This is a genomic window from Ruegeria sp. HKCCE4148 (genome assembly GCF_017872495.1).
In the GTDB taxonomy this organism is placed as follows: Bacteria; Pseudomonadota; Alphaproteobacteria; order Rhodobacterales; family Rhodobacteraceae; genus Ruegeria.
Window position 1 is genome coordinate 242,415 of the sequence record NZ_JAEDOS010000004.1, and the last position, 22,280, is coordinate 264,694.

The 22,280-nt window shown below is 57.1% G+C and carries 25 protein-coding genes; 20 read left to right on the top strand and 5 right to left on the bottom strand.

What is annotated here, in order from left to right:
* The first annotated feature begins 151 nt into the window (after positions 1–151).
* Genes nuoH through I9187_RS14585 form a run of 11 tightly spaced genes read left to right on the top strand, consistent with a single transcriptional unit; the run spans position 152 to position 11,448 of the window.
* The gene (gene nuoH / locus I9187_RS14535; protein ID WP_171175157.1) at positions 152–1,189 is read left to right on the top strand and encodes an NADH-quinone oxidoreductase subunit NuoH; all 1,038 of its coding nucleotides are present in this window, start codon (positions 152–154) and stop codon (positions 1,187–1,189) included.
* 1 nt (position 1,190) lies between these two features.
* Positions 1,191–1,685 (top strand): NADH-quinone oxidoreductase subunit NuoI, encoded by a 495-nt coding sequence (gene nuoI, locus I9187_RS14540; protein ID WP_170343788.1) that lies wholly within the window; start codon positions 1,191–1,193, stop codon positions 1,683–1,685.
* Positions 1,682–2,092, top strand: coding sequence for a carboxymuconolactone decarboxylase family protein (locus I9187_RS14545; protein WP_171175155.1), 411 nt, complete (start codon positions 1,682–1,684; stop codon positions 2,090–2,092). The genes nuoI and I9187_RS14545 overlap by 4 nt, the downstream gene beginning before the upstream one ends.
* A complete protein-coding gene (locus I9187_RS14550) occupies positions 2,089–2,691 on the top strand; it encodes an NADH-quinone oxidoreductase subunit J (protein WP_170615376.1) in 603 nt (200 codons plus the stop codon). The genes I9187_RS14545 and I9187_RS14550 overlap by 4 nt, the downstream gene beginning before the upstream one ends.
* A 4-nt stretch (positions 2,692–2,695) precedes the next feature.
* Positions 2,696–3,001: an NADH-quinone oxidoreductase subunit NuoK gene (gene nuoK, locus I9187_RS14555; protein WP_005984024.1), complete on the top strand. Its 306-nt coding sequence runs from the start codon at positions 2,696–2,698 to the stop codon at positions 2,999–3,001.
* 7 nt (positions 3,002–3,008) lie between these two features.
* The gene (nuoL, locus tag I9187_RS14560) at positions 3,009–5,186 is read left to right on the top strand and encodes an NADH-quinone oxidoreductase subunit L (RefSeq protein WP_171175153.1); all 2,178 of its coding nucleotides are present in this window, start codon (positions 3,009–3,011) and stop codon (positions 5,184–5,186) included.
* Positions 5,186–6,730, top strand: coding sequence for an NADH-quinone oxidoreductase subunit M (locus tag I9187_RS14565; RefSeq protein ID WP_171175151.1), 1,545 nt, complete (start codon positions 5,186–5,188; stop codon positions 6,728–6,730). The genes nuoL and I9187_RS14565 overlap by 1 nt, the downstream gene beginning before the upstream one ends.
* Before the next feature lie 15 nt (positions 6,731–6,745).
* Positions 6,746–8,188 carry an NADH-quinone oxidoreductase subunit NuoN gene (gene nuoN, locus I9187_RS14570; RefSeq protein ID WP_209940227.1) on the top strand — a complete coding sequence of 481 codons (1,443 nt, stop codon included), beginning with the start codon at positions 6,746–6,748 and terminating at the stop codon, positions 8,186–8,188.
* A gap of 54 nt (positions 8,189–8,242) precedes the next feature.
* Positions 8,243–8,992 carry a biotin--[acetyl-CoA-carboxylase] ligase gene (locus I9187_RS14575; protein ID WP_209509429.1) on the top strand — a complete coding sequence of 250 codons (750 nt, stop codon included), beginning with the start codon at positions 8,243–8,245 and terminating at the stop codon, positions 8,990–8,992.
* Between the two features lie 12 nt (positions 8,993–9,004).
* Positions 9,005–9,784: a type III pantothenate kinase gene (locus tag I9187_RS14580; protein WP_171175145.1), complete on the top strand. Its 780-nt coding sequence runs from the start codon at positions 9,005–9,007 to the stop codon at positions 9,782–9,784.
* Complete coding sequence (locus I9187_RS14585) at positions 9,781–11,448, top strand: ribonuclease J (RefSeq protein WP_171175143.1); 1,668 nt, start codon at positions 9,781–9,783, stop codon at positions 11,446–11,448. Before I9187_RS14580 ends, I9187_RS14585 begins: the two co-directional genes overlap by 4 nt.
* A gap of 10 nt (positions 11,449–11,458) precedes the next feature.
* Here I9187_RS14585 and I9187_RS14590 read toward each other — a convergent pair whose 3' ends face one another.
* Positions 11,459–12,160 (bottom strand): NUDIX hydrolase, encoded by a 702-nt coding sequence (locus I9187_RS14590; protein WP_171175141.1) that lies wholly within the window; start codon positions 12,158–12,160, stop codon positions 11,459–11,461.
* Positions 12,161–12,185: 25 nt separating this feature from the next.
* On the bottom strand, positions 12,186–12,584 hold the full coding sequence (locus I9187_RS14595) for a DUF983 domain-containing protein (RefSeq protein ID WP_171175139.1): 399 nt from the start codon (positions 12,582–12,584) through the stop codon (positions 12,186–12,188).
* Between the two features lie 220 nt (positions 12,585–12,804).
* On the opposite strand from I9187_RS14595, the gene I9187_RS14600 reads away from it, so the two are divergent.
* Genes I9187_RS14600 through I9187_RS14615 form a run of 4 tightly spaced genes read left to right on the top strand, consistent with a single transcriptional unit; the run spans position 12,805 to position 14,712 of the window.
* Complete coding sequence (locus I9187_RS14600; RefSeq protein WP_171175136.1) at positions 12,805–13,275, top strand: EF-hand domain-containing protein; 471 nt, start codon at positions 12,805–12,807, stop codon at positions 13,273–13,275.
* 6 nt (positions 13,276–13,281) lie between these two features.
* The gene (locus I9187_RS14605; protein WP_171175134.1) at positions 13,282–13,899 is read left to right on the top strand and encodes an RNA polymerase sigma factor; all 618 of its coding nucleotides are present in this window, start codon (positions 13,282–13,284) and stop codon (positions 13,897–13,899) included.
* Positions 13,889–14,242, top strand: a complete 354-nt coding sequence (locus I9187_RS14610; RefSeq protein ID WP_245223229.1) for a hypothetical protein — start codon at positions 13,889–13,891, stop codon at positions 14,240–14,242. The genes I9187_RS14605 and I9187_RS14610 overlap by 11 nt, the downstream gene beginning before the upstream one ends.
* A complete protein-coding gene (locus I9187_RS14615; protein ID WP_171175131.1) occupies positions 14,239–14,712 on the top strand; it encodes a periplasmic heavy metal sensor in 474 nt (157 codons plus the stop codon). Before I9187_RS14610 ends, I9187_RS14615 begins: the two co-directional genes overlap by 4 nt.
* Positions 14,713–14,718: 6 nt before the next feature.
* On the opposite strand, the gene I9187_RS14620 is transcribed toward I9187_RS14615, so the two are convergent.
* Positions 14,719–16,119, bottom strand: a complete 1,401-nt coding sequence (locus tag I9187_RS14620) for a diguanylate cyclase (protein WP_171727815.1) — start codon at positions 16,117–16,119, stop codon at positions 14,719–14,721.
* A gap of 88 nt (positions 16,120–16,207) precedes the next feature.
* Between I9187_RS14620 and I9187_RS14625 the strand changes: the two genes are divergently transcribed.
* The 5 genes from I9187_RS14625 (at position 16,208) to I9187_RS14645 (ending at position 20,582) form a co-directional block, all read left to right on the top strand.
* On the top strand, positions 16,208–16,492 hold the full coding sequence (locus I9187_RS14625; protein ID WP_171175120.1) for a DUF3572 domain-containing protein: 285 nt from the start codon (positions 16,208–16,210) through the stop codon (positions 16,490–16,492).
* 24 nt (positions 16,493–16,516) lie between these two features.
* Complete coding sequence (locus tag I9187_RS14630) at positions 16,517–17,218, top strand: HAD family hydrolase (RefSeq protein WP_171175118.1); 702 nt, start codon at positions 16,517–16,519, stop codon at positions 17,216–17,218.
* Between the two features lie 109 nt (positions 17,219–17,327).
* Entirely contained in the window at positions 17,328–18,887 is a 1,560-nt protein-coding gene (locus I9187_RS14635; RefSeq protein WP_171175116.1) for a trimethylamine methyltransferase family protein, read from the top strand.
* Positions 18,888–19,005: 118 nt separating this feature from the next.
* Positions 19,006–19,593: a heme NO-binding domain-containing protein gene (locus I9187_RS14640; RefSeq protein ID WP_171175113.1), complete on the top strand. Its 588-nt coding sequence runs from the start codon at positions 19,006–19,008 to the stop codon at positions 19,591–19,593.
* Positions 19,590–20,582 (top strand): GGDEF domain-containing protein, encoded by a 993-nt coding sequence (locus I9187_RS14645; protein WP_171175111.1) that lies wholly within the window; start codon positions 19,590–19,592, stop codon positions 20,580–20,582. The genes I9187_RS14640 and I9187_RS14645 overlap by 4 nt, the downstream gene beginning before the upstream one ends.
* Before the next feature lie 3 nt (positions 20,583–20,585).
* On the opposite strand, the gene I9187_RS14650 is transcribed toward I9187_RS14645, so the two are convergent.
* Positions 20,586–21,284, bottom strand: coding sequence for a CbiX/SirB N-terminal domain-containing protein (locus I9187_RS14650; protein WP_171175102.1), 699 nt, complete (start codon positions 21,282–21,284; stop codon positions 20,586–20,588).
* A 61-nt stretch (positions 21,285–21,345) separates the two neighbouring features.
* Entirely contained in the window at positions 21,346–22,278 is a 933-nt protein-coding gene (locus I9187_RS14655) for an AEC family transporter (protein WP_171175100.1), read from the bottom strand.
* Between the last annotated feature and the right edge of the window lie 2 nt (positions 22,279–22,280).

Below are 22,280 nucleotides of genomic sequence, written 5' to 3' on the forward strand. Positions count from 1 at the left end.
GCGCTGGATTTGTGTGTGAAACTTAAGATTAAGGGTAGCGCAGAAGCAGCAGATGCTGTTTACACCAACGCGCCGACCCAGTCGCTCTTTGCGCAGGCATCTGGCCTTTGCATCGCGGGCGGAAAACGGAATACCCACGGTGTGAGGACCAATGGCTGAATTCTTTAACACCCCAGGCGGAATAGCCATCATCATTCTAGCGCAAGTGCTTGCCGTTGTAGCGTTCGTGATGATCTCGCTTTTGTTCCTTGTTTACGGCGACCGCAAGATCTGGGCCGCTGTCCAGATGCGCCGAGGTCCGAACGTTGTAGGCGCTTACGGCCTGCTGCAATCGGTGGCCGACGCGCTGAAATACGTGGTGAAAGAGGTCGTCATCCCTGCTGGGGCAGACCGGACCGTCTTTATCCTTGCGCCGCTGACCAGCTTTGTTCTGGCGATGATCGCCTGGGCTGTAATTCCGTTCAACGATGGCTGGGTGCTGTCGGATATCAACGTTGCCATTCTCTATGTTTTCGCTGTGTCTTCTTTGGAAGTTTATGGCGTGATTATGGGTGGTTGGGCGTCGAACTCAAAGTACCCGTTCCTTGGCTCGCTGCGCTCTGCCGCGCAGATGATTTCTTACGAAGTCTCCATCGGTCTGATTATCATCGGTGTGATCATCTCGACCGGGTCGATGAACTTTGGCGACATCGTGCGTGCGCAGGACGGCTCGTTTGGGTTCTTCAGCTGGTATTGGCTGCCGCACTTCCCGATGGTGTTCCTGTTCTTCATCTCGGCATTGGCAGAAACTAACCGCCCGCCGTTCGACCTGCCCGAGGCGGAATCGGAACTGGTGGCCGGTTATCAGGTCGAATACTCGGCCACGCCATTCCTGCTGTTCATGGCGGGCGAATATATCGCCATCTTCCTGATGTGCGCCCTGACCACGCTGCTGTTCTTTGGCGGCTGGCTGTCGCCGATCCCGGGACTGCCGGATGGCGTGCTGTGGATGGTCGCCAAGATGGCGTTCTTCTTCTTCATCTTCGCGATGGTGAAGGCGATCACGCCTCGATACCGGTATGACCAGCTGATGCGCTTGGGCTGGAAAGTGTTCCTGCCGTTCTCGCTGGCTTGGGTGGTCTTCGTGGCTTTTGCTGCAAAATTCGACTGGTTCTGGGGCGCGTTTGCCCGTTGGAGCGTGGGAGGCTGATATGACGCAAATCGATTACACCCGCGCTGCCAAGTATTTCCTGCTTCAGGACTTCTGGGTCGGTATGAAATTGGGGCTGAAGTACTTTTTTGCCCCGAAAGCCACCGTGAACTATCCACACGAAAAGGGCCCTCTCAGCCCGCGCTTCCGTGGCGAACACGCCCTGCGCCGTTATCCCAACGGTGAAGAACGCTGTATCGCTTGCAAACTGTGCGAAGCGGTTTGTCCGGCGCAGGCCATCACCATCGACGCCGAACCGCGCGAGGACGGCAGCCGCCGCACCACGCGCTATGACATCGACATGACCAAGTGCATCTATTGCGGTTTCTGCCAAGAGGCCTGCCCGGTCGATGCCATCGTCGAAGGCCCGAATTTCGAATTCGCCACCGAGACCCGTGAAGAGCTGTTCTACGACAAGGAAAAACTGCTGGATAACGGCGAACGCTGGGAAGCCGAGATCGCCCGCAACTTGGAACTGGACGCACCGTACCGATGAGTGACAGCCCGAAAAATCCGTTCGAGCTGATGATGAAGCAGGCTCAGGACATGGCCAAGGCGATGAACCCGGCGATGGAGAATTTCTCGCCCAAGGGGTTCGAGGCGCTGTGGCCGACCATGCCCAAAGAGGTCATGGAGATGATGTTCGGTAACACCGTCAATAAAGACGGGCTGGATGCCAAAACCCGCCTGCTGCTGACGCTGGCCGGGCTGACCTGTCAGGGCGCGCAAGCGGATAGTGCCGTGCGCCAAACTGTGCGCCACGCGCTGGAAGCGGGTGCCAAGAAACAAGAGATCGTGGAAACGATCGGTCAGATGTCGGTCTTTGCCGGCATCCCGGCCATGACCCGTGCGCTGGATCTGGCGCAAGAGGCCATGGGCGACAACGAGGATGAGGATCAATGACCGTCTTTGCCTTCTATCTGTTTGCCATCAGCGCCATCACCGGCGGACTGTTCACGGTGATCAGCCGCCAGCCGGTGCACTCGGTGCTGTGGCTGATCCTGTCCTTCCTGTCGGCGGCGGGGCTGTTCGTGCTGCTGGGGGCCGAGTTCGTGGCTATGCTGCTGATCATCGTCTATGTTGGCGCGGTTGCGGTTCTTTTCCTGTTCGTGGTGATGATGCTGGACGTTGACTTTGCCGAGCTCAAGGCCGAGATGGCGCGCTATATGCCGCTGGCCTTGCTGATCGGTCTGGTCATCCTGATGCAGTTCGTCATGGCCTTTGGCGCATGGGACAGCGCGCAGGGTGCTGCGGCCAATCTGGCCCAGCCGGTTCCAGCAGACCGCCATAACACCGAGGCGCTCGGCGTCATCCTTTACGATCAATACTTCCTTCTGTTCCAACTGGCGGGCCTGATCCTGCTGGTGGCGATGATCGGTGCTATCGTGCTGACCCTGCGCCACCGTCAGGACATCAAGCGTCAGGACATCGTCGGCCAGATGATGCGCGACCCGGCCAAGGCGATGGAGTTGAAGGACGTGAAACCGGGGCAGGGACTTTGAGACGATGATCGGACTTGAACACTATCTTACGGTCGCGGCGACGCTGTTCGTCATCGGCATCTTCGGTCTCTTCCTGAACCGCAAGAACGTCATCATCCTGCTGATGAGCATCGAACTGATGCTGTTGGCGGTGAATATCAACCTCGTGGCGTTTTCCAGTTTCCTCGGCGATCTGGTTGGGCAGGTGTTTACGCTGTTCGTGCTGACCGTTGCGGCAGCCGAGGCGGCGATTGGTCTGGCCATTCTGGTCTGCTTCTTCCGCAACCGTGGCACCATCGCGGTTGAAGACGTCAATATGATGAAGGGCTAAGAGAACTATGGAAACCACCATCCTCTTTGCCCCGCTCGTGGGCGCGCTGATCTGCGGCTTTGGCTGGAAGTTCATTGGCGAGAAAGCCGCCATGTGGACGTCCACGGGTCTGCTGTTTCTGGCCTGTCTGCTGTCGTGGATCGTTTTCTTCACATTTGATGGGGTGACCCAGCAGATCGAGATCATGCGCTGGATCGAAAGCGGCTCGCTGTCGACAAGCTGGGCTATTCGACTGGACCGTCTGACTGCGATCATGCTGATCGTGGTGACGACCGTTTCGGCGCTCGTGCATCTCTATTCCTTCGGGTACATGGATCATGATCCGCAGTGGCGTGAGGGCGAAAGCTATAAACCGCGTTTCTTTGCCTATCTGTCCTTCTTCACCTTCGCCATGCTGATGCTGGTGACAGCGGACAATCTGGTGCAGATGTTCTTTGGCTGGGAAGGCGTAGGCGTCGCTTCGTACCTGTTGATCGGCTTCTACTATCGCAAATCTTCGGCCAATGCGGCGGCGATGAAAGCGTTCATCGTGAACCGGGTGGGTGACTTCGGCTTTGCGCTTGGGATCTTCGCAATCTTCTTCCTGACCGACAGCATCAATTTCTCGGACATCTTTGCATCCGCCCCTGCGCTGGCCGAAGAAAAGCTGCACTTCCTGTGGGGTGAGTGGACTGCGATTGAAGTCATCTGTGTGCTGCTGTTCATCGGCGCCATGGGTAAATCGGCTCAGTTGATCCTGCACACCTGGTTGCCGGACGCGATGGAAGGCCCGACTCCTGTGTCTGCCCTGATCCACGCCGCGACCATGGTGACGGCGGGTGTCTTCCTGGTCTGCCGCATGTCGCCGCTGATGGAGTTTGCTCCGGGCGCAACCGGCTTCATCACGGTACTGGGCGCGTCCACCGCGTTCTTTGCGGCCACCGTGGGTCTGGTGCAAACCGACATCAAGCGCGTGATTGCGTATTCGACCTGTTCTCAGCTTGGATACATGTTCGTGGCTGCAGGCGTGGGCATGTACTCGGCGGCGATGTTCCACCTGTTCACACACGCCTTCTTCAAAGCTTTGTTGTTCCTTGGCGCCGGGTCAGTGATCCATGCGATGCATCACGAGCAGGAGATGACTGAATACGGCGGTCTGCGTAAGAAAATCCCCTATACCTTCTGGGCGATGATGATCGGCACGCTGGCCATCACCGGCGTTGGTATTCCGCTGACCACATTTGGCTTTGCCGGGTTCCTGTCCAAGGACGCCATCATCGAGAGCGCTTATGCGGGCGGCTCGGGCTATGGCTTCTGGTTGCTGGTTGTGGCGGCTGCGTTCACCTCGTTCTACAGCTGGCGTTTGATCTTCCTGACCTTCTACGGTGAGCCGCGTGGCGACAAACATACGCATGATCACGCGCATGAAAGCCCGATGGTCATGCTGGTGCCGCTGGGCGTTCTGTCACTGGGCGCGGTTTTTGCCGGGATGATCTGGTACGGCAACTTCTTTGGCCACGCCGACAAGGTTGGTAAGTTCTACGGCATCCCTGTTGCTGAAGCGTCAGAACACGCAGAGGCCGGCGATCACGGCAAAGCCGAAGAGCATGACGATGCCGCACATTCGGATGACGGTCATGCGGATGATGGTCATGGCGCTGAATCACATGCGGATGAGGGCCATGCAGACGACGGCCACGGTGACAAAGCTGCTCATGGTGGTGATCACCACTATGCCTTTGTCGGCGAACCGGGCGAGGGCGCGCTGTATATGGCACCGGACAACCACGTGTTGGACGATGCGCACGCCGCTCCGAAATGGGTTAAGGTCTCGCCCTTTGTCGCGATGGTGCTGGGCTTTATCGTGGCCTATTGGTTCTACATCGTGAACACGACGCTGCCCGCGCGGTTGGCCGACAACCAGCGCCCTCTGTACCTGTTCCTCAAGAACAAGTGGTATTTTGACGAGATCTACAACGTGATCTTTGTCAAACCCACCATCGCCCTTGGTCGCTTCCTGTGGAAACGCGGCGATGGAAATACAATTGATGGCTTCCTGAACGGAGTAGCAATGGGCGTTGTTCCCTTCTTTACCCGCCTCGCAGGCAAGGCGCAGACCGGGTACATCTTTACCTATGCCTTCTGGATGGTGCTGGGCATCGCAGCCCTTGTGACCTGGATGTCTATCGGCGGAGGGGCCAACTAATGGACAATATCCTCTCTATCGTTACGTTCATCCCGGCGATTGCAGCAGGTATTCTGGCGCTGTTCCTGCATGGGGATGACGCTGCGGCCCAACGCAATGCCAAGTGGATCGCGCTGTTGGCGACGACCGTGACCTTCCTGGTATCGATTGGCATCTACACCGGCTTTGATCCCTCGAACCCCGGCTTCCAAATGGTGGAAGAGGGTGAGTGGCTGATGGGTCTCAAGTACAAGATGGGCGTTGATGGCATCAGCGTGCTGTTCGTGCTGCTAACCACCTTCATCATGCCATTGACCATTCTGGCCAGCTGGAATGTGACCGACCGCGTCAAGGAATACATGGTGGCTTTCCTGCTGCTGGAAACCCTGATGCTAGGCGTGTTCATGGCGCTGGATCTGGTGCTGTTCTACCTGTTCTTCGAAGCGGGCCTGATCCCGATGTTCCTGATCATCGGCATTTGGGGCGGTAAGGACCGCATCTACGCCAGCTTCAAGTTCTTCCTCTACACCTTCCTCGGCTCGGTGCTGATGCTGGTGGCGATGGTGGCGATGTACGCGGATGCGGGCACCACGGATATTGAGGCACTGATGACCCATCAGTTCTCGTCCGAAAGCTTCAGCGTGCTGGGCATCTATGTTGTCGGCGGTATGCAGACTTTGATGTTCTTGGCCTTCTTTGCGTCGTTTGCGGTGAAAATGCCGATGTGGCCGGTGCACACCTGGTTGCCGGACGCGCACGTTCAGGCCCCAACTGCAGGGTCGGTCGTTCTGGCGGCGATCCTGTTGAAAATGGGTGGCTATGGCTTCCTGCGATTCAGCCTGCCGATGTTCCCTGTGGGTTCCGCGGTGATGACCGATCTGGTGCTTTGGATGTCTGCGATTGCGGTTGTCTACACTTCGCTGGTGGCGCTGGTGCAAGAGGACATGAAAAAGCTGATCGCTTACTCGTCGGTCGCGCATATGGGCTTTGTGACTATGGGCATCTTTGCGGCAAACCAGCAGGGCATCGACGGCGCGATCTTCCAGATGCTGAGCCACGGGTTTATCTCGGCCGCGTTGTTCCTGTGTGTCGGCGTGATCTACGACCGGATGCATACTCGGGATATCGAGGCTTATGGCGGTCTGGTCATTCGGATGCCTGCCTACGCGCTGGTCTTCATGCTCTTCACCATGGCCAATGTCGGCTTGCCGGGCACATCCGGTTTCATCGGTGAATTCCTGACCCTGATGGGGGCCTTCCAGGTCAACACTTGGGTGACGGCTGTGGCCGCGACCGGTGTGATCTTTTCGGCCGGTTATGCGCTGTGGCTGTACCGTCGCGTGGTCTTTGGCGATCTGATCAAGGAAAGCCTGAAGGCAATGACCGACATGAGCTCACGCGAACGTCTGATCTTTGCCCCACTGATTGTGATGACCATCCTATTGGGCGTCTACCCGTCGCTGGTAACGGATGTGATCGGGCAATCCACTGCCGCACTGATTTCGAACTATGACACGGCTCTGGCCGCAGCTGAGGCTGCGAACCAGACGGCCGCTTCGCACTAAGGGAGCTTTGGAGACATGATCCAGGCTGATCTGACAATTATCCTGCCGGAAATCATTCTGGCGCTTTATGCGATGGCGGCGCTGCTGGGGGCTGTCTACACGACGAAAGACGGCATGGCACCTCTGCTGGTCTGGACCACGGCCGGTTTGATGGCCCTTTTGGCGATTTGGATTGCCACCCAGGGTGAAGGCACCAATGTGGCGTTCAACGGTATGTTCGTCGATGATGGGTTCGCCCGCTTTGCAAAAGTTGCCATTCTGCTTTCGGCAGGTGCCGTACTGGTCATGAGCCAGGAATACATGGCGCGCCGCGATCTGCTGCGTTTTGAGTATCCGCTGCTGGTTGCACTTGCCGCCGTTGGCATGATGATGATGGTCAGCGCGGGCGATCTGATGTCGCTGTATATGGGGCTCGAGCTGCAATCGCTATCGCTTTATGTAATTGCTGCACTGCGTCGTGACAGCGCCAAGTCGACCGAAGCGGGTCTGAAGTATTTCGTGCTGGGTGCGCTCAGCTCGGGCTTGCTGCTTTATGGTGCGTCGCTGGTTTATGGCTTTACCGGAACCACGCTCTTTTCGGGCATCATCACGACCGTTCAGGCCAGAGACGTTTCGATTGGTCTGCTATTTGGTCTGATCTTCCTGATCTCAGGACTCGCCTTCAAGGTCTCGGCCGTTCCGTTCCACATGTGGACACCGGACGTGTACGAAGGCTCTCCAACGCCAATTACAGCCTTTTTTGCGACCGCACCGAAAGTGGCGGCCATGGCCCTTTTTGCCCGGCTGATGCATGACGCGTTCGGAGGCATTGTGAAAGATTGGCAGCAGGTGATCGTTCTGCTTTCGGCGCTGTCGATGTTGCTGGGTGCTGTCGCCGCGATTGGCCAGCGCGACATCAAACGTCTGATGGCATTCTCGTCAATTGCCCATATGGGCTATGCGCTGATCGGTCTTGCTGCAGGTACTGAGTTGGGCATCAAAGCGATGCTGATGTATCTGGCCATATACGTGACCATGAACATCGGAAACTTTGCCTTCATCCTGATGATGGAACGTGACGGAAAACCGATAACCGATATTGACGCATTGCGCCAGTATTCCAAGCGCGATCCGGGCAAGGCCCTTGCCGTTTTGATCCTGATGTTCTCGCTGGCCGGTGTGCCGCCGATGCTGGGCTTTTTTGCCAAGTTTGGGGTGTGGCAAGCGGGTGTAAGCGCAGGGTTGACCGGCCTTGTGATCGTCTCGGCCATCGCGTCCGTCATTGGTGCGTTCTACTACCTGCGGATCGTGTTCTACATGTATTTCGGGGCTGAAAACGAAGAGCCAATCGAGACCCGATCGACGCCCGTTCTGTGGGTGGCTTTGATGGGATCTGCGGCGTTGATGCTGGTCGGCATCTTCTATCAGTTCGGTGTCGAGGGCGCAGCAGCAGCTGCTGCGGCGACGCTTGTCAACTGAACGTCTTGAACATTCGAAAGGAGGGGCTCGGTCACGTGACCGAGCCTTTTTGATATGAGTAAATGGCCCCAAGGCTACGGTCTGCACGAGGTGCAGGAAGTCGATAGCACCCTGAACGAGGCGGCGCGGATCGCGCCCAATGCCCGTGGTCCTGTCTGGATCATGGCACATCATCAGACAGCAGCCCGCGGACGGCGTGGACGGGCCTGGGCTAATCCTATGGGCAATCTGGCCTCGACGTTGCTGATGCGTCCGCAAGGCGCGCCGGAACAGGCGGCATTGCGCAGCTTTGTGGCCGCGCTGGCCCTGTTCGACGCCTGTGTCGCCGTAACCGGAAGAACGGCCGGGTTGTCGCTGAAGTGGCCCAATGATGTCCTGCTGAATGGCGGCAAGCTTGCCGGTATCTTGCTGGAAAGCACCGGGCAGGGGCACGGTGTGGCGCATCTGGCGATCGGTATCGGGGTAAACCTGGCCAATGCACCGGATGCGGATGCGGTCGAACCTGGTGCGATGCGGCCTGTTTCACTGCTGTCAGAAACCGGGACGCACGTCTCGCCAGAGGATTTTCTGACCGAGCTTGCAGGCGCCTTTGCCACTTACGAAACCCAATTTACCACTTATGGGTTCGAACCGATCCGTACTGCTTGGTTGGCCCGCGCGGCCCGGTTGGGAGAGGTTATCACCGCACGTACCGGAACGTCAGAGACGGTAGGAACATTCGAAACAGTGGACGCAAGCGGCAACCTTGTCTTAAACACCGCCAAAGGCCGCGTGAGCATTCCCGCGGCAGACGTGTATTTCTGAAAGGGGCGTTAAATGCTTCTGGCCATTGATTGCGGCAACACCAACACCGTTTTCTCGATCTGGGACGGCGAGAAGTTTCTGTGCACCCTGCGCACCTCGACCCACCATGCGCGTACGGCGGATGCATATTTCACATGGTATTCGACGCTGGTGAAACACTATGGCATTGAGGCAGTCATAACAGATGTCGTCATTGCCTCGACCGTGCCACGTGTGGTGTTCAATCTGCGCATTTTTGCGGATCGCTTCTTTGGGTGCCGCCCGCTGGTGGTTGGCAAGCCTGACTGCCTATTGCCTGTGCCGCCGCGTGTCGACGAAGGAACTGTCCCAGGTCCTGACCGGCTGGCCAATGCAGTGGGCGCGTTTGACCGGCACGGCGGAAACGTGGTCGTGGTGGATTTTGGCACTGCAACGAACTTTGATGTGGTTGCCGCCGATGGGGCCTATGTCGGGGGAATTATTGCGCCCGGTGTGAACCTGAGCCTTGAAGCTCTGCATCAAGGGGCGGCTGCGCTTCCGCATATCGACATTACCCGACCGGATAAAGTGATCGGGACGAATACGGTTGGATGTATCCAATCGGGCGTGTATTGGGGCTATTCCGGCCTGATCGAAGGCCTGATCGCCCGGATCAAAAACGAATACGGAATGCCGATGAAAGTTGTCGGAACAGGAGGGCTAGCCCCTTTGTTCGATCAGGCCGACGTAGGGTTTGACGCAATCGAAGATGATCTGACGATGCACGGATTGACCGTGATCCATCGCTATAACAAGGATAATAGCTCCGCATGAGCAGTGAAAGATTGATCTACCTGCCGCTGGGTGGCGCGGGTGAAATTGGCATGAATGCCTATGTGTACGGTTATGGTAAACCGGGACAGGAGCGCCTGATCCTTGTCGATCTGGGCGTCACCTTTCCGGACATGGACACAACACCCGGTGTTGACCTGATTTATGCAGATATTTCTTGGTTGAAAGAGCGTGCGGATCAGCTGGACGGCGTCTTTATCACTCACGCGCATGAGGACCATGTTGGCGCGGTGGCGCATTGCTATGAAGCCTTGGGTGCCCCGATTTATGCCCGCGCGTTCACGGCCAACATTGCACGCCGCAAGATGGAAGAACACGCGCACCCAACCGAGGCGGTGACGACCGTATCTGCCTGGCCTGAACAGGTCTCGGTTGGTCCTTTCACAATTGGGTTTCTGCCTGTATCGCACTCGATCCCTGAAAGCGCGGCTTTGGTCATCGACACGCCTGCAGGACGAGTGGTGCATTCCGGTGACTTCAAGCTGGACGAGAATCCGGTCGTGGGCGAGGCTTTCGACCCAGACCTTTGGACCGAAGTGGCCAAACCCGGTGTCAAAGCCCTGATCTGCGACAGTACAAACGTGTTTTCGGCCCATCCCGGCCGTTCGGAATCCGAAGTTGGGCCGGAAATCACCAAACTGGTTGAAAACGCCGAAGGCATGGTCGTGGCGACCACGTTTGCCTCAAATGTTGCGCGGGTCAAAACACTGGCCGAAGCGGGTCAGCGGGCAGGGCGATCGGTTGTTCTGTTGGGCCGCGCCATGCGCCGGATGATCGAGGCCGCAACCGAAACTGGCATCCTGTCGGATTTCCCAAAGGTGATCAGCGCGGAAGAGGCGTTGGATCTTCCGCGTCAGAATCTGATGCTGATCGTAACCGGCAGCCAAGGCGAGCGCCGTGCCGCCAGCGCCCAGCTGGCCCGTGGTAAATACCGAGGTCTGGAACTGGCCGAGGGCGACCTGTTTCTGTTTTCTTCTAAAACCATTCCGGGCAATGAGCGGGGCGTGATCTTCATCATGAACCAGCTCAGCGAAAAGGGCGTGGATGTGGTGGATGACAGCTCGGGTCTTTATCACGTGTCAGGCCACGCCAACCGGCCTGATCTTGAGAAGGTCCATGCGCTGATTGACCCGCAGGTCATTATTCCCATGCACGGTGAACACCGTCACCTGCGCGAACATGTCAAACTTGCCGAGAATGGCGGCAGAACCGGTGTGCTGGCGGTGAATGGCACCATGCTGGATCTCAGTGGCAACGCCCCGGCTGTTGTCGACTATGTCGAAACCGGGCGCACATATCTGGACGGGTCGGTCAAGATCGGTGCGTTGGACGGCGTGGTGCGGGATCGTATCCGCATGGCATTGAACGGCCATGTCACGGTCACCGTGGTTTTGGACGAGGAAGACGAACCGCTGGGTGAACCTTGGTGCGATACCATGGGCCTGCCCGAGATCGGAACTTCGCGCGCGGCTGTGGTGGAGGTTCTGGAGGAGGACCTGAATCAATTCCTGATGCGGGCTGCGGCCAAAACCCTGCGCGACGACGACAAACTGGAAGACGAGATGCGCCGGATTGTTCGTCAGACCGCGAAAGCGGAAATCGGTAAGAAGCCCGAAGTGACGGTGGTTGTCAGCCGGATGCGGTGACCCGGTACCGTCAGTCGTGTTCCGGCATCGGGTAACCCCTGAGGCGCAGGAACAGGTTGGCTTCTTCGTCATTCTTGTAAAACGGAACGGACACTGGAGGCTCGGGGGATGTAACCCGGGCCGCTACTTCGGCAAGAACAACCTCGGTTATGAAGGGCAGGTCCAAATCTCGCGCGCGGTCCAGTTGCACCCATTGCAGGTGCGACAGCTCGTCTGAGGCGCGACTGAAATCGTCCAGATCACCTTGCAAGGCTTCCGCGTCGACCAAAAAGAACCGTGCGTCAAACCGGCGAGGGCGACCGGGTGGTGTCACCGCGCGGAAAACGAACTGCAATGCAGCTGCAGATGGCACGTATCCCATGTCGGAAAAGCTTTGCCAGTCGTCAGGTGCGTGCCCCGGCCATGCGCCCGGCTGGCCCAGAACAAGGCCCGTTTCCTCCCAGAGCTCGCGAATGGCAGCGGCGGCCAGCGCGTGTTGCAATCCGGACTCGGCCTGTTCAGCCAAACGGTCACGGCACAGATCGGGCAGCTTGGTCGCCAGGGGCACTGCTGAATCCGCCGGATCAACGGCACCGCCAGGGAACACAAACTTGTTCGGCATGAACACGGCTTTGGACCCGCGTTGCCCCATAAGGATCGACGGATTGGTCCATCTGTCCCGCAAAACGATGACAGTTGCGGCGTCACGGATGGCGGTCTTGTCTGCTGTCATGTCTACGCCACCTGGCCCGGCAGGTTCAATTCGATGTTCCGAAACCGTGCATACGGCGGGCCCACTGATACGCGACAACGGCGCCTTTCAAACGGGGCAGCAGGTACAGCGACAGAGCAACGCAACCGATTGAGAAACCGATGGCCATGGTCCAGGGGTCTGGCCGCCAATGGACGTAGGACACGTGCAGGGCAGGCGCCAGCAGGTGACCAACAAGTAGAATCGTCAGATAGGCTGGCCCGTCATCGGCGCGATGATGAAACAGCTCCTGCCCGCATTTCGCGCAGCTATCATTGACCTTGAGATAGCTGTGCAACAGCTTGCCTTCGCCACAGTTGGGGCATTTGCACCGAAACCCTTTAACAAGGGCGGGCCATGTTTCACGCTCTGTCTCGGTCGCGGTGTTGATCGTCTGATCCGTCATAATATAACTCGCGCATTAATCTTTGCCGGATAATGCGCCTGAACGGGCAGATTTGAAAGGGGGGTGCGTCGCTTTGCAACGCCCGATACCCAATGCGCAGAAATCGCTTCTGAATTCACTTTCAAAAAAATGCATTTTTCTGCGACGGAATTTTCGATGCCCCGCGTTTGAATTGGTATGAGCAGCGGCACTGGGGCCGCTTCAACACGGGAAAAACGAAATGAAAAACGCGACATTCATCACGGCTATTGTTTTGTCCGCAGTTGCTGTCACAGGCACATCGGTTCTGGCTGCCGGAAAAGGCGGACGCGAGCCTGTGTCCTTTCAGGAACTCGACGCCGATGGCGACGGTCAGGTGACACAGCAAGAGATGGAGGCCCACCGCACCGCGCGTTTCACGCAAGCGGATACCGACGGTGATGGCCAGCTGAGCCTTGACGAGATGCAAGCTGCTGCACAGAAAAAGGCAAGTGACCGCGTCGCCAAGATGTTCGAAAAAAATGATGCGAACAAAGACGGGTTTCTCAGCCAGGACGAGTTGCCGAAACCCCGCCGGGCTGACAAGATGTTTGATCGGATGGACGCTGATAACAGCGGCGGGATCTCGGAACAGGAATTTGCCGATGCCAAAGACAAGATGGGACGGCACCACAAGAAAAAGCATCAAAACTCGGACGCAGACGATAGCTGATGCAGGATGGAGGATCTGACCTCCTACCCACAAGACGCCCGCGGTGCGATGTGCAGCGCGGGCACCCTCAGCGACGATGAGTTGCTGGGGCGCTTCGCCGATGGCAATGCCGAAGCCGCACGGGTTCTTACTGACCGTCTGGGGCCACGGTGTTACTCGGTCGCGTTACGAATGTTGGGCAATCGGGCCGAGGCGGAAGATGTGACGCAAGAGGCGATGATGCGGCTGTGGCAAATGGCACCGGATTGGGTGTCGGGCCAGGCTAAAGTCTCGACCTGGCTGTACCGGGTGACTTTGAATCTGTGCGTGGACATACGGCGCAAGAAGACACCGGACAGGCTGTCGGACGTTCCTGAGCCTGAAGATGGTGAAGCCAGCGTAGTTGACCGGATGCAGGATGAGGCGCGCAAGGACGCGTTGCAGATCGCTTTGGCCGAGTTGCCCGAACGGCAGCGGCAAGCAGTGGTGTTGCGCCATATTGAAGAGTTGCCCAACCCCGAAATTGCCGGGATCATGGGCATTTCCGTGGAAGCGGTTGAAAGCCTGACGGCGCGGGGCAAACGCAGTCTGGCCGCTATTCTGGCGGGACGGCGCGAAGAACTGGGGTATGACAATGGCGGATGACGATCTGGAACTGGATCATTTGTTTGCACAAGCGCGGCGACAACGGCCGGCTTTGCCAGACGATCTGGCCGTGCGCATCCAAACGGATGCAGAGGCGGTGCGCTTGGGCCGCATGAAACCCGCGCCACAACCGGGGCCTGCGTTGTGGGACAGGCTGGTGCGCAATCTGGGTGGCTGGCAGGGGTTGAGTGGCCTTGTTGCGGCCAGCGCGGCCGGTGTCTGGATCGGGTTTTCCGCGCCTGCCTTTTTGCCCGATCCCGCCAACCTGCTGACAACGCAAGATACGGCCTTTCTTGTGGCCGACCTTGGCTATGACACGAGTTTTCTGGAGACCACGGAATGAACGCTGATTCCAAACCCAAACGCCGGTGGATGCCCATTGTCCTGGTTGTGTCTCTGGCTCTGAACCTGTTGATCATTGGCGTCGCTGTAGGAACTGTGTTGCGCCTGAAAGGGGGGGATCACGCCAAGGCGCCGCCGGGATTTGGCCCGGCCTTGTACCGGGCGTTGCCAAAAGACGACCGCAAGGCGATGCGGAGTGAATTGGGGGACTTGCACAAGAAAGGTTCTAAGGGCCGCACGCAAGATTTTGAGGCGATGAGCCAGGCATTGCGCGCCGTGCCTTTTGACCCGAATGCCGTCGAAACTCTGCTGCAGCAGCAGGCGCAGGCCACGGCCAACCTGCAAGGGGCACTGCAAGCGCAATGGCTGATCCGCGTCACCGCCATGAGCGATGAGGAAAGGCAGGCCTATGCAGATCGATTGCAAGATGTCGTCAAGCGTGGCCCGCATAAACACAAGAAAAAGGACTGACCGGCGTCAGGCTGCGCTTTGCCGGATGCTCACCTGATTGCGTCCGGCTTTTTTCGCCGAATACAACGCTTTGTCAGCGGATTGAATCAGGGTCTCTACATGCGGAGTGAGGCTGTCCCGACCAGGGAACGCGTCCAGAGACATTTTTAGCCCGATACTGACTGTCACGTTGACCTCTGGTCCCTGTTCAGAAAGTTGAAACGGCGCGCTACAGATACTGCCGCAGAGAGTTTCAGCGAGCCGCACCGCTTGTTTGGGTGACACATCCGGCACTCCAATCATGAACTCCTCTCCACCTATGCGGGCGACAAACCCCCTTGGACCAAGAGCGCTGCGCAAGCGCTCTGCGGCCTGCGTAAGAACGTGATCCCCGCTGGCGTGACCGTGGTCGTCATTAATCGTCTTGAAGTGATCGAGGTCAGCCAGCATGACCGCAAAGCCGCGTTTGGTTCGAGCGGATTCACGTGCGATCTGGTCCAGCGCGCGCATGGCAAACCGGCGATTGTGCAGCCCCGTCAGCGGGTCGACCCAGGAATCGGCAAGCCCCTTTTTTAGCGATATTCGCATGTGGTCCAGACGGGCCTTGCGCGCGATCTGGTTGTCCAATCGAAGCTGGATTTCCTGCGCACAGAACCCACCCAGGCACACGGCATCCGCACCCCGATCCAAGGCTTCGGATGCCTGAACAGCGTCGTTGTCTTTTAGCACTCCGATCAACACGGTATTACGCGTGACGCCCCGCGATCTGAGATCCGCCAGAATATTCAGATCGGAGGGATGCGGGCCCAGTTCGACCACGATAGCATCTGGGACAGCTCCGGACAGGAAGCCTTGAAGGTTCGACTGCAAGTGCCAGGACAATGTGTGTTGGCGCTGATCGCTCAACGCCTTTTGCCACAGCACGCCAGTTTGCACGGCGTGTGTCAAAACACTCACCTTTGCGGATTTGGGCGGGCGGATAATCGCTGGTGCGGGCTCACCGAACCCAATGGGTTGCGCGCCAGTGCCAACCTGCAGGTCCTGTCTGATTGCGTGTGCGCGCAGCAAGCTTCGGATACGCGCCAGCAGCAAGGCATCCTTGAAGGGATGGGTCAATACATCGTCCAGCCCATCTTTCAGGGCACGCAACCGTGCGTCCCTGTCGTTTTGCGCGGCAATTGCAACAACCGGCACATCCTCCAGCCCGGGAACTGTTGCTATGACCTTTTTGACATCCGCAGCCGTTCCGTCCGGCAAGGTCTGCGCTGTCAGTACCAGATCAGGTTGCGTTCGACGCACAAGCGACAGCAATCCATCTATTTTTTCCCCCTGTACCACGTGGTACCAAGCCGCAGTCAGTTGAACTTTCAACATGATGCGATTGGTTGATACCCCGTCGAGGACAAGGATGGTTCCCTGCACAGACATAGTCGTTCACCGTTGATTGCATGCGTGAACAAAGTGTTTATGAGTCTGGTTAATAAACCCTTTCCATGACTGGATCTGAGCACAGTTTATGCCAATATCATCTGATTCCGCGGAAACACTCGCCCTGACGGCTCTGGGCTGGCTGGTTGGAAATGACGAGCTTTTGCCGGTGTTTCTGGGTTCGACGGGTGCATCAATCGAAGATGTGCGCGATCGCGCCGGGGACCCGGATTTTCTGGCGTCGGTAATGGACTTTCTGGTGCTTGACGATTCGTGGGTCATGGCGTTTTGTGACGCCAATGCGATCGCCTATGATCTGCCTGCCCAGGCAAGAGCGGTTTTATCCGGCGGTGCTGACATTCATTGGACCTGAAATCCTCTTCCGCTGGAGCACCTGATGCCGATAGATGCAATCGTCTTCGATAAAGATGGTACGCTGTTTGATTTTGCCAACACATGGGGTGGCTTTGGCCGCAGTTTACTGCTGCGCTTGACAGATGGTGACAAAGAACGAGCCGCCGGGCTTGGGCGCCTTATCGGTTATGATCTTGAGCAAGAGCGATATGCCGAAGACAGTATTGTGATCGCCGCGACTGTCGAAGAAATCGCCGATGTGTTGGCTGCACATGTGGATACCATGACCGTTCAAGAGATCGTGGATGTGATGAATGCCGAAGCCGCCGCAGCCCCTCAGTCCCCGGCTGTTCCGCTGGTCCCGTTTCTAGAGGGCTTGCATAAGGCAGGGCTGAAGCTGGGGGTTGCAACCAATGACAGTGAACATCCTGCGATGCAGCATCTGGAATCGGCAGGGATCAGCGAACATTTCGATTTCATAGCTGGATATGACAGCGGCCATGGATTTAAGCCGGGGCCCGGACAGCTATTGGCCTTTGCTGCGCATGTCGGCGTTGACCCTTCGCGGGTTGCGATGGTGGGGGACAGCCTCCATGACCTACAAGCCGGGCGTGCCGCGGGGATGACAACCATAGGGGTTTTGACAGGTCTGGCCGAGGCAGAAGTGCTGGCCCCAATGGCAGATGTGGTCTTGCCGGACATTGGACATATACCCGAATGGCTAGCGAAAAACCAATTGGGTTAAGTTGGCAATCGACCATCCGAGATAAAAAACCGACATTTCCTGTCGCAGACGGAGCGGCGAGAATCGTGTCTCATGGGCTTGCTTGTTTAACGCAGGAACGGAGGCAACGATGGGCGAGACACCAACACGCAAGCGTCGCGGCGGAGGACGCGCAGGGGCTGCCGCACGCAGAGGAAGTGCGGTGATTGACCAGATGCCTTGGAATCCGCCGGTCAATATCGACCGTCCGACAGAACCGTTGGACCAGGCCGGGATCGAAGCGATCCATGAAGGGGCCATGCGTATCCTTGAAGAGATCGGGATCGAATTTTACAACGAAGAGGCAATAGGCATCCTGCGTAAGGCGGGTTGCACCATCGAAGGTGACAATGTGCGCATGGGGCGCGACTTTGTCATGGAGATGATTGCGAAAGCCCCGAGTCAATTTTCCATCACGCCACGTAATCCGGATCGCAAGATCGAGATCGGTGGAAAGAACATGCTGTTCGGCAATGTCTCGTCGCCGCCGAATTATTGGGACATGGAAATCGGAAAGAAGGTGCCCGGAAACCGCGAGATGTGCCGGAATCTTCTGAAACTGACGCAGTACTTCAACTGCATCCATTTCGCGGGTGGATACCCGGTTGAACCAGTCGATATCCACGCCAGCATACGGCATCTGGACGTGCTTTATGACAAGCTGACGCTGACCGACAAAGCCATGCATGCCTATTCTTTGGGTAAGGAACGTGTCGAGGACGTGATGGAAATGGTGCGCATCGCTGGCGGCCTGAGCCACGAAGAGTTCGAGGCCACCCCGCGCGTGTACACCAACATCAACTCGACTTCGCCGCTAAAGCATGATCATCCGATGATCGATGGCTGCCTTCGGCTGGCACGGCGCGGGCAGGCGATTGTGGTGACACCCTTTACTCTGGCCGGGGCGATGGCACCGGTGACAATGGCAGGTGCTGTGGCCCAGTCATTGGCCGAAGCGCTGTGTGCGATCGCCTTGTTCCAATATGTGCGCCCGGGGATTCCCTGCGTCATCGGAACTTTTACGTCGAATGTGGATATGAAATCCGGCGCGCCGGCTTTTGGAACACCAGAGTACATGCGCTCGACCCAGATGACCGGACAGATGGCGCGCTTCTATGGCTTGCCGATGCGGTCTTCGGGCGTTTGTGCCGCAAACGTGCCCGATGGACAGTCTATTTGGGAAACCTCGAACTCGCTTTGGGCGTCCGTTCAATCGGGCACCAATATGGTCTATCATGCGGCTGGATGGCTGGAAGGCGGCCTGATAGCAAGCCCGGAAAAGTTCATCATGGATTGTGAAATCCTGCAACAAATTCAACGCTATATGAACCCAGAATTGACGGCTACCGGTCCCGACGAGATCGCGCTTGATGCGATCCGCGCAGTTGGCAATGACGGTCATTTCTTCGGCATTCAGCACACGCAGGACCGTTATACCACTGCATTCTATCAACCCTTTCTGAGTGATTGGAAAAACTATGAAGGGTGGGAGGTCGCTGGCGGCATCTGGACGGCTGAACGCGCCCATCACATGTTCAAGGAGATCATCTCGAGCTTTGAGGCACCGCCGATGGATGAAGCCATTCGCGAGGAATTGGCTGCCTTTGTTGAGCGTCGCAAAGCTGAGGGCGGCGCGCCGACAGATTTCTGATCAGGCAGCAAGTGTCGAAGTGATACCCGATTGAATTCGCTACAACTTAGGGTGGATTTTGGCTATTTGTTAAGACTTTTCAGCCCAGAGTGCAGGGAACACCAAATTGGGGTTTCCAATGCATGGTCTGATCAATCGGGCGATACAGTCTTTTGTCTGCGCAACCTATGGGCAACCCTATTGGGTGCGCGTGGCCGAGACTGCGCAGCTTGGATTTGTCGAATTCGAAGCCATGCTTGTCTATGACGATGACGTAACGGCTAGAGTATTGGACGCGCTCAGCGGTGAACTGAACCGACCTAGGGCGGAAATTCTTGAGGATGTGGGGACTTACCTTGTGTCCCACCCGAATATGGAAGGGTTGCGCCGTCTGCTTAGATTTGGTGGCGTCAGTTATGTGGAGTTTCTTCATTCCCTTGACGATCTAGCTGACCGGGTGAGGTTGGCAGTGTCCGATTTGACCCTACCGGCCCTAGAATTGAGAGAGCTTTCGACAACAGAATACCAACTGTTTTGCTTCCCGGGTTTGTCTGGTTATTCCAGCGTGATGGTCGGTGTTCTGCGTGCCATGGCCGACGACTACGGAGCGTTGGTTATGTTGTCTCATGAGGGACAACAGCAAGACAGCGAAGTCATTTCCATAATGCTGGTTGAAAGCGCTTTTGCAGAAGGGCGGCATTTTGATTTGGGGGCTCGGACCGGATGACAGATCCTCGCGAGCTTGTCAGTCTGCTGGAAACGCTTTGCCCGATGTTTCTGTTGGTGGACCAAAACGGGTGTATTCAACAAGCCGGTCCAACCCTGCAAAAACTGAGACCAGACTTGCAGCTGGTGGGCCAAGGGTTTCTGGACGTTTTTGAACTGATCCGTCCCAGAACAGTCACAACCATTCCGGCATTGATGTCGATGGCCAGGGCGAAACTGCACCTGAAATTCCATGATGAGCCCCGAACTGCACTCAAGGGGTTGGTCGCCCCATTGCCGCATTCTGGTGGCGCTGTCATCAACCTGTCATTCGGAATTTCAATTCTGGATGCGGTGCGGGACTACGCGCTGACAAGTGCGGATTTCTCAGGTACCGACCTTGCGATTGAATTACTTTATCTGGTCGAGGCCAAATCTGCCGCAATGGAGGCGTCGAGGTCGCTAAACCTGAGGCTTCAAGGCGCCATGCTGGCGGCTGAAGAGCAGGCTTACACCGACACACTAACCGGATTAAAAAACCGTAGGGCCATGGATCACGTGCTGGCACATATGATCTCTGCAAATTCGGCTTTTGCTCTGATGCATCTGGATCTTGATTTCTTCAAATCCGTGAATGACAGGCTGGGCCATGCGGCAGGTGATTTCGTCTTACAGCAAGCGGCCCGCATCATGCTTGAAGAAACGCGCGATGACGATACGGTTGCCCGTGTCGGAGGAGACGAATTTGTTATCGTTTTCAAAGGCCTGACGCGGGAAGACACGTTGGAGGCAATTGCAGGCCGCCTCATCCAGCGTTTGAACGAACCGATGCTTTTTCAAAACCAGAAATGCAGTGTGTCGGCCAGTATTGGCACAGCTTTGTCCACTCAGTTCCAAGTGCTTAAAGCGGCGGATATTCTGCATGCCGCTGATTTAGCGTTGTACCAAGCGAAACGCGACGGTCGGTCCTGTCATCGTTTGTATTCGACACTGACCAACGCGCGACCCTGAGCGTTAGACTGACGCGAACGCCTCAGTCACCTTCTTTGCAATTTGGTGCTGGATGGGTGCAAGCTCCCCGACGACGGGCATAACGGTTCCGTTAAACTTGGCGCGCGCCAGCTCATCGGGGACGTCCTCTAGGACATGCCCGCCGGTACAGGCGAAGAACGGCAGGCAAATCGCCTGATCTGACGCATCGTGTGCTGCCTCGGCAATCGAGGGCGGTTCTTCGACAAAACCAACGCGGATGGATTGGAAGGCAACTTGCGTGCCAAGCTGTCTTGCAAATTCGTTGGCCACCGCCGAAGGGTTGCGGCTGCGGCCTGACCCGTGCGCCGCGATCACCAGGTCAGTTGTCGAAGCTTTCCAATTCCGTTCCCGCAGTTTTGCATGCAACGCCTGCGCAGTAAGCGTGGGCAGATCGGGATCAATGCCCAAAGGGTCAAGAATTCGCGCGGCGTGGTCCCCGACCCGTTTCGGCAAGGCACTGGTCACAAACCAACCCTTTGCCATGAAAAGCGGATAGATCACTGTGTTTTCGGGTAGGCCGTCCAGTTGCGCCTCTAGCGCGCCGGGTTTAGCAAGTGTTGCCGAATGCACGGTCACAGAGCTTGTCAACGCGTCGACCTTGGCTGCAAAAGCAGCCAGTGCCGCTTCTGCCGGGTCCGGTTCGGAAGGCTGGCCATGGGCGACAATAATGGCGTGTGACATTCGGTACTCCCGCTGTTTTCTGCGATAAGTGTTACGGCACGACCTGAAGTCAACACCACAGTTAACCCAGAAGGGTCAGCCAAAGCCAGACGGTCAGAATGGACGTCGCTGTTCCGATCAGGACGGATGAAGCGGCAACACGTTTGGCGCGGCCATACATATTGGCAAAGATATAGGCGTTAAAGCCCGGCGCCATTGCAGCATTCAACACACCCGATCGGAACAGATCCTGTGGCAGGCCGGTAGATGCTCCGAATAACCACACTAGGCTGGGGTGGACCATCAGCGAGATGCAGCAAACGAAACCAATGGTACGCAGATCGCCTTCCGGTTTGTATTTGACCAAGACCCCGCCCAAAGCAAACAACGCGCCCGGTAAAGCCGCGCGGGTGACAAGCCCAAGGGCCTCGTCGACCACCGCAGGGATGACCAAACCTGTCAGGTTGACCAGAAAACCAAGCGCAATTCCCAGGATCAATGCGTTCTTGAACATCGCGGACAGAACCGAGCGTGCCATATGTACACCGCCGTTGCCGCGATTGCGCACGACCTCCATCACCGTGATCCCAACGCCGTAACAAAACGGGGAATGGAAGGCGATAATCGCGTAGTTGCCTGTCAGGTTCTCGGGGCCATAGGCGCGCTCGGTAATCGGCAGGCCCAGCAGGACCGAGTTGGAGAACAAGCAACAAAAGCCAATGGCGACGCAGTCTTCCCAGTCTCGGCCAAAAATGATCCGTGCTCCAAAGAGGCCCACGGTGAAGCACAACGCTGCAGCGGAATAGAAACTCGCCAGCAGCCGGGGGTCGAAACTGGCGCTAAGGTCCAGGTGTGCGATGGCCAGAAAAAGCAGGCAGGGGATCGCAAAGCCTTGGGTGAATTTCATCAACCCATCGACATGCTCTTGTTTGAAATAGCCTGTCCGAGTTGCCGTGTACCCGGCACCGATCACCAGAAAGACCGGAAGAATGACATCGATCAGGCTCTGAAGCATAT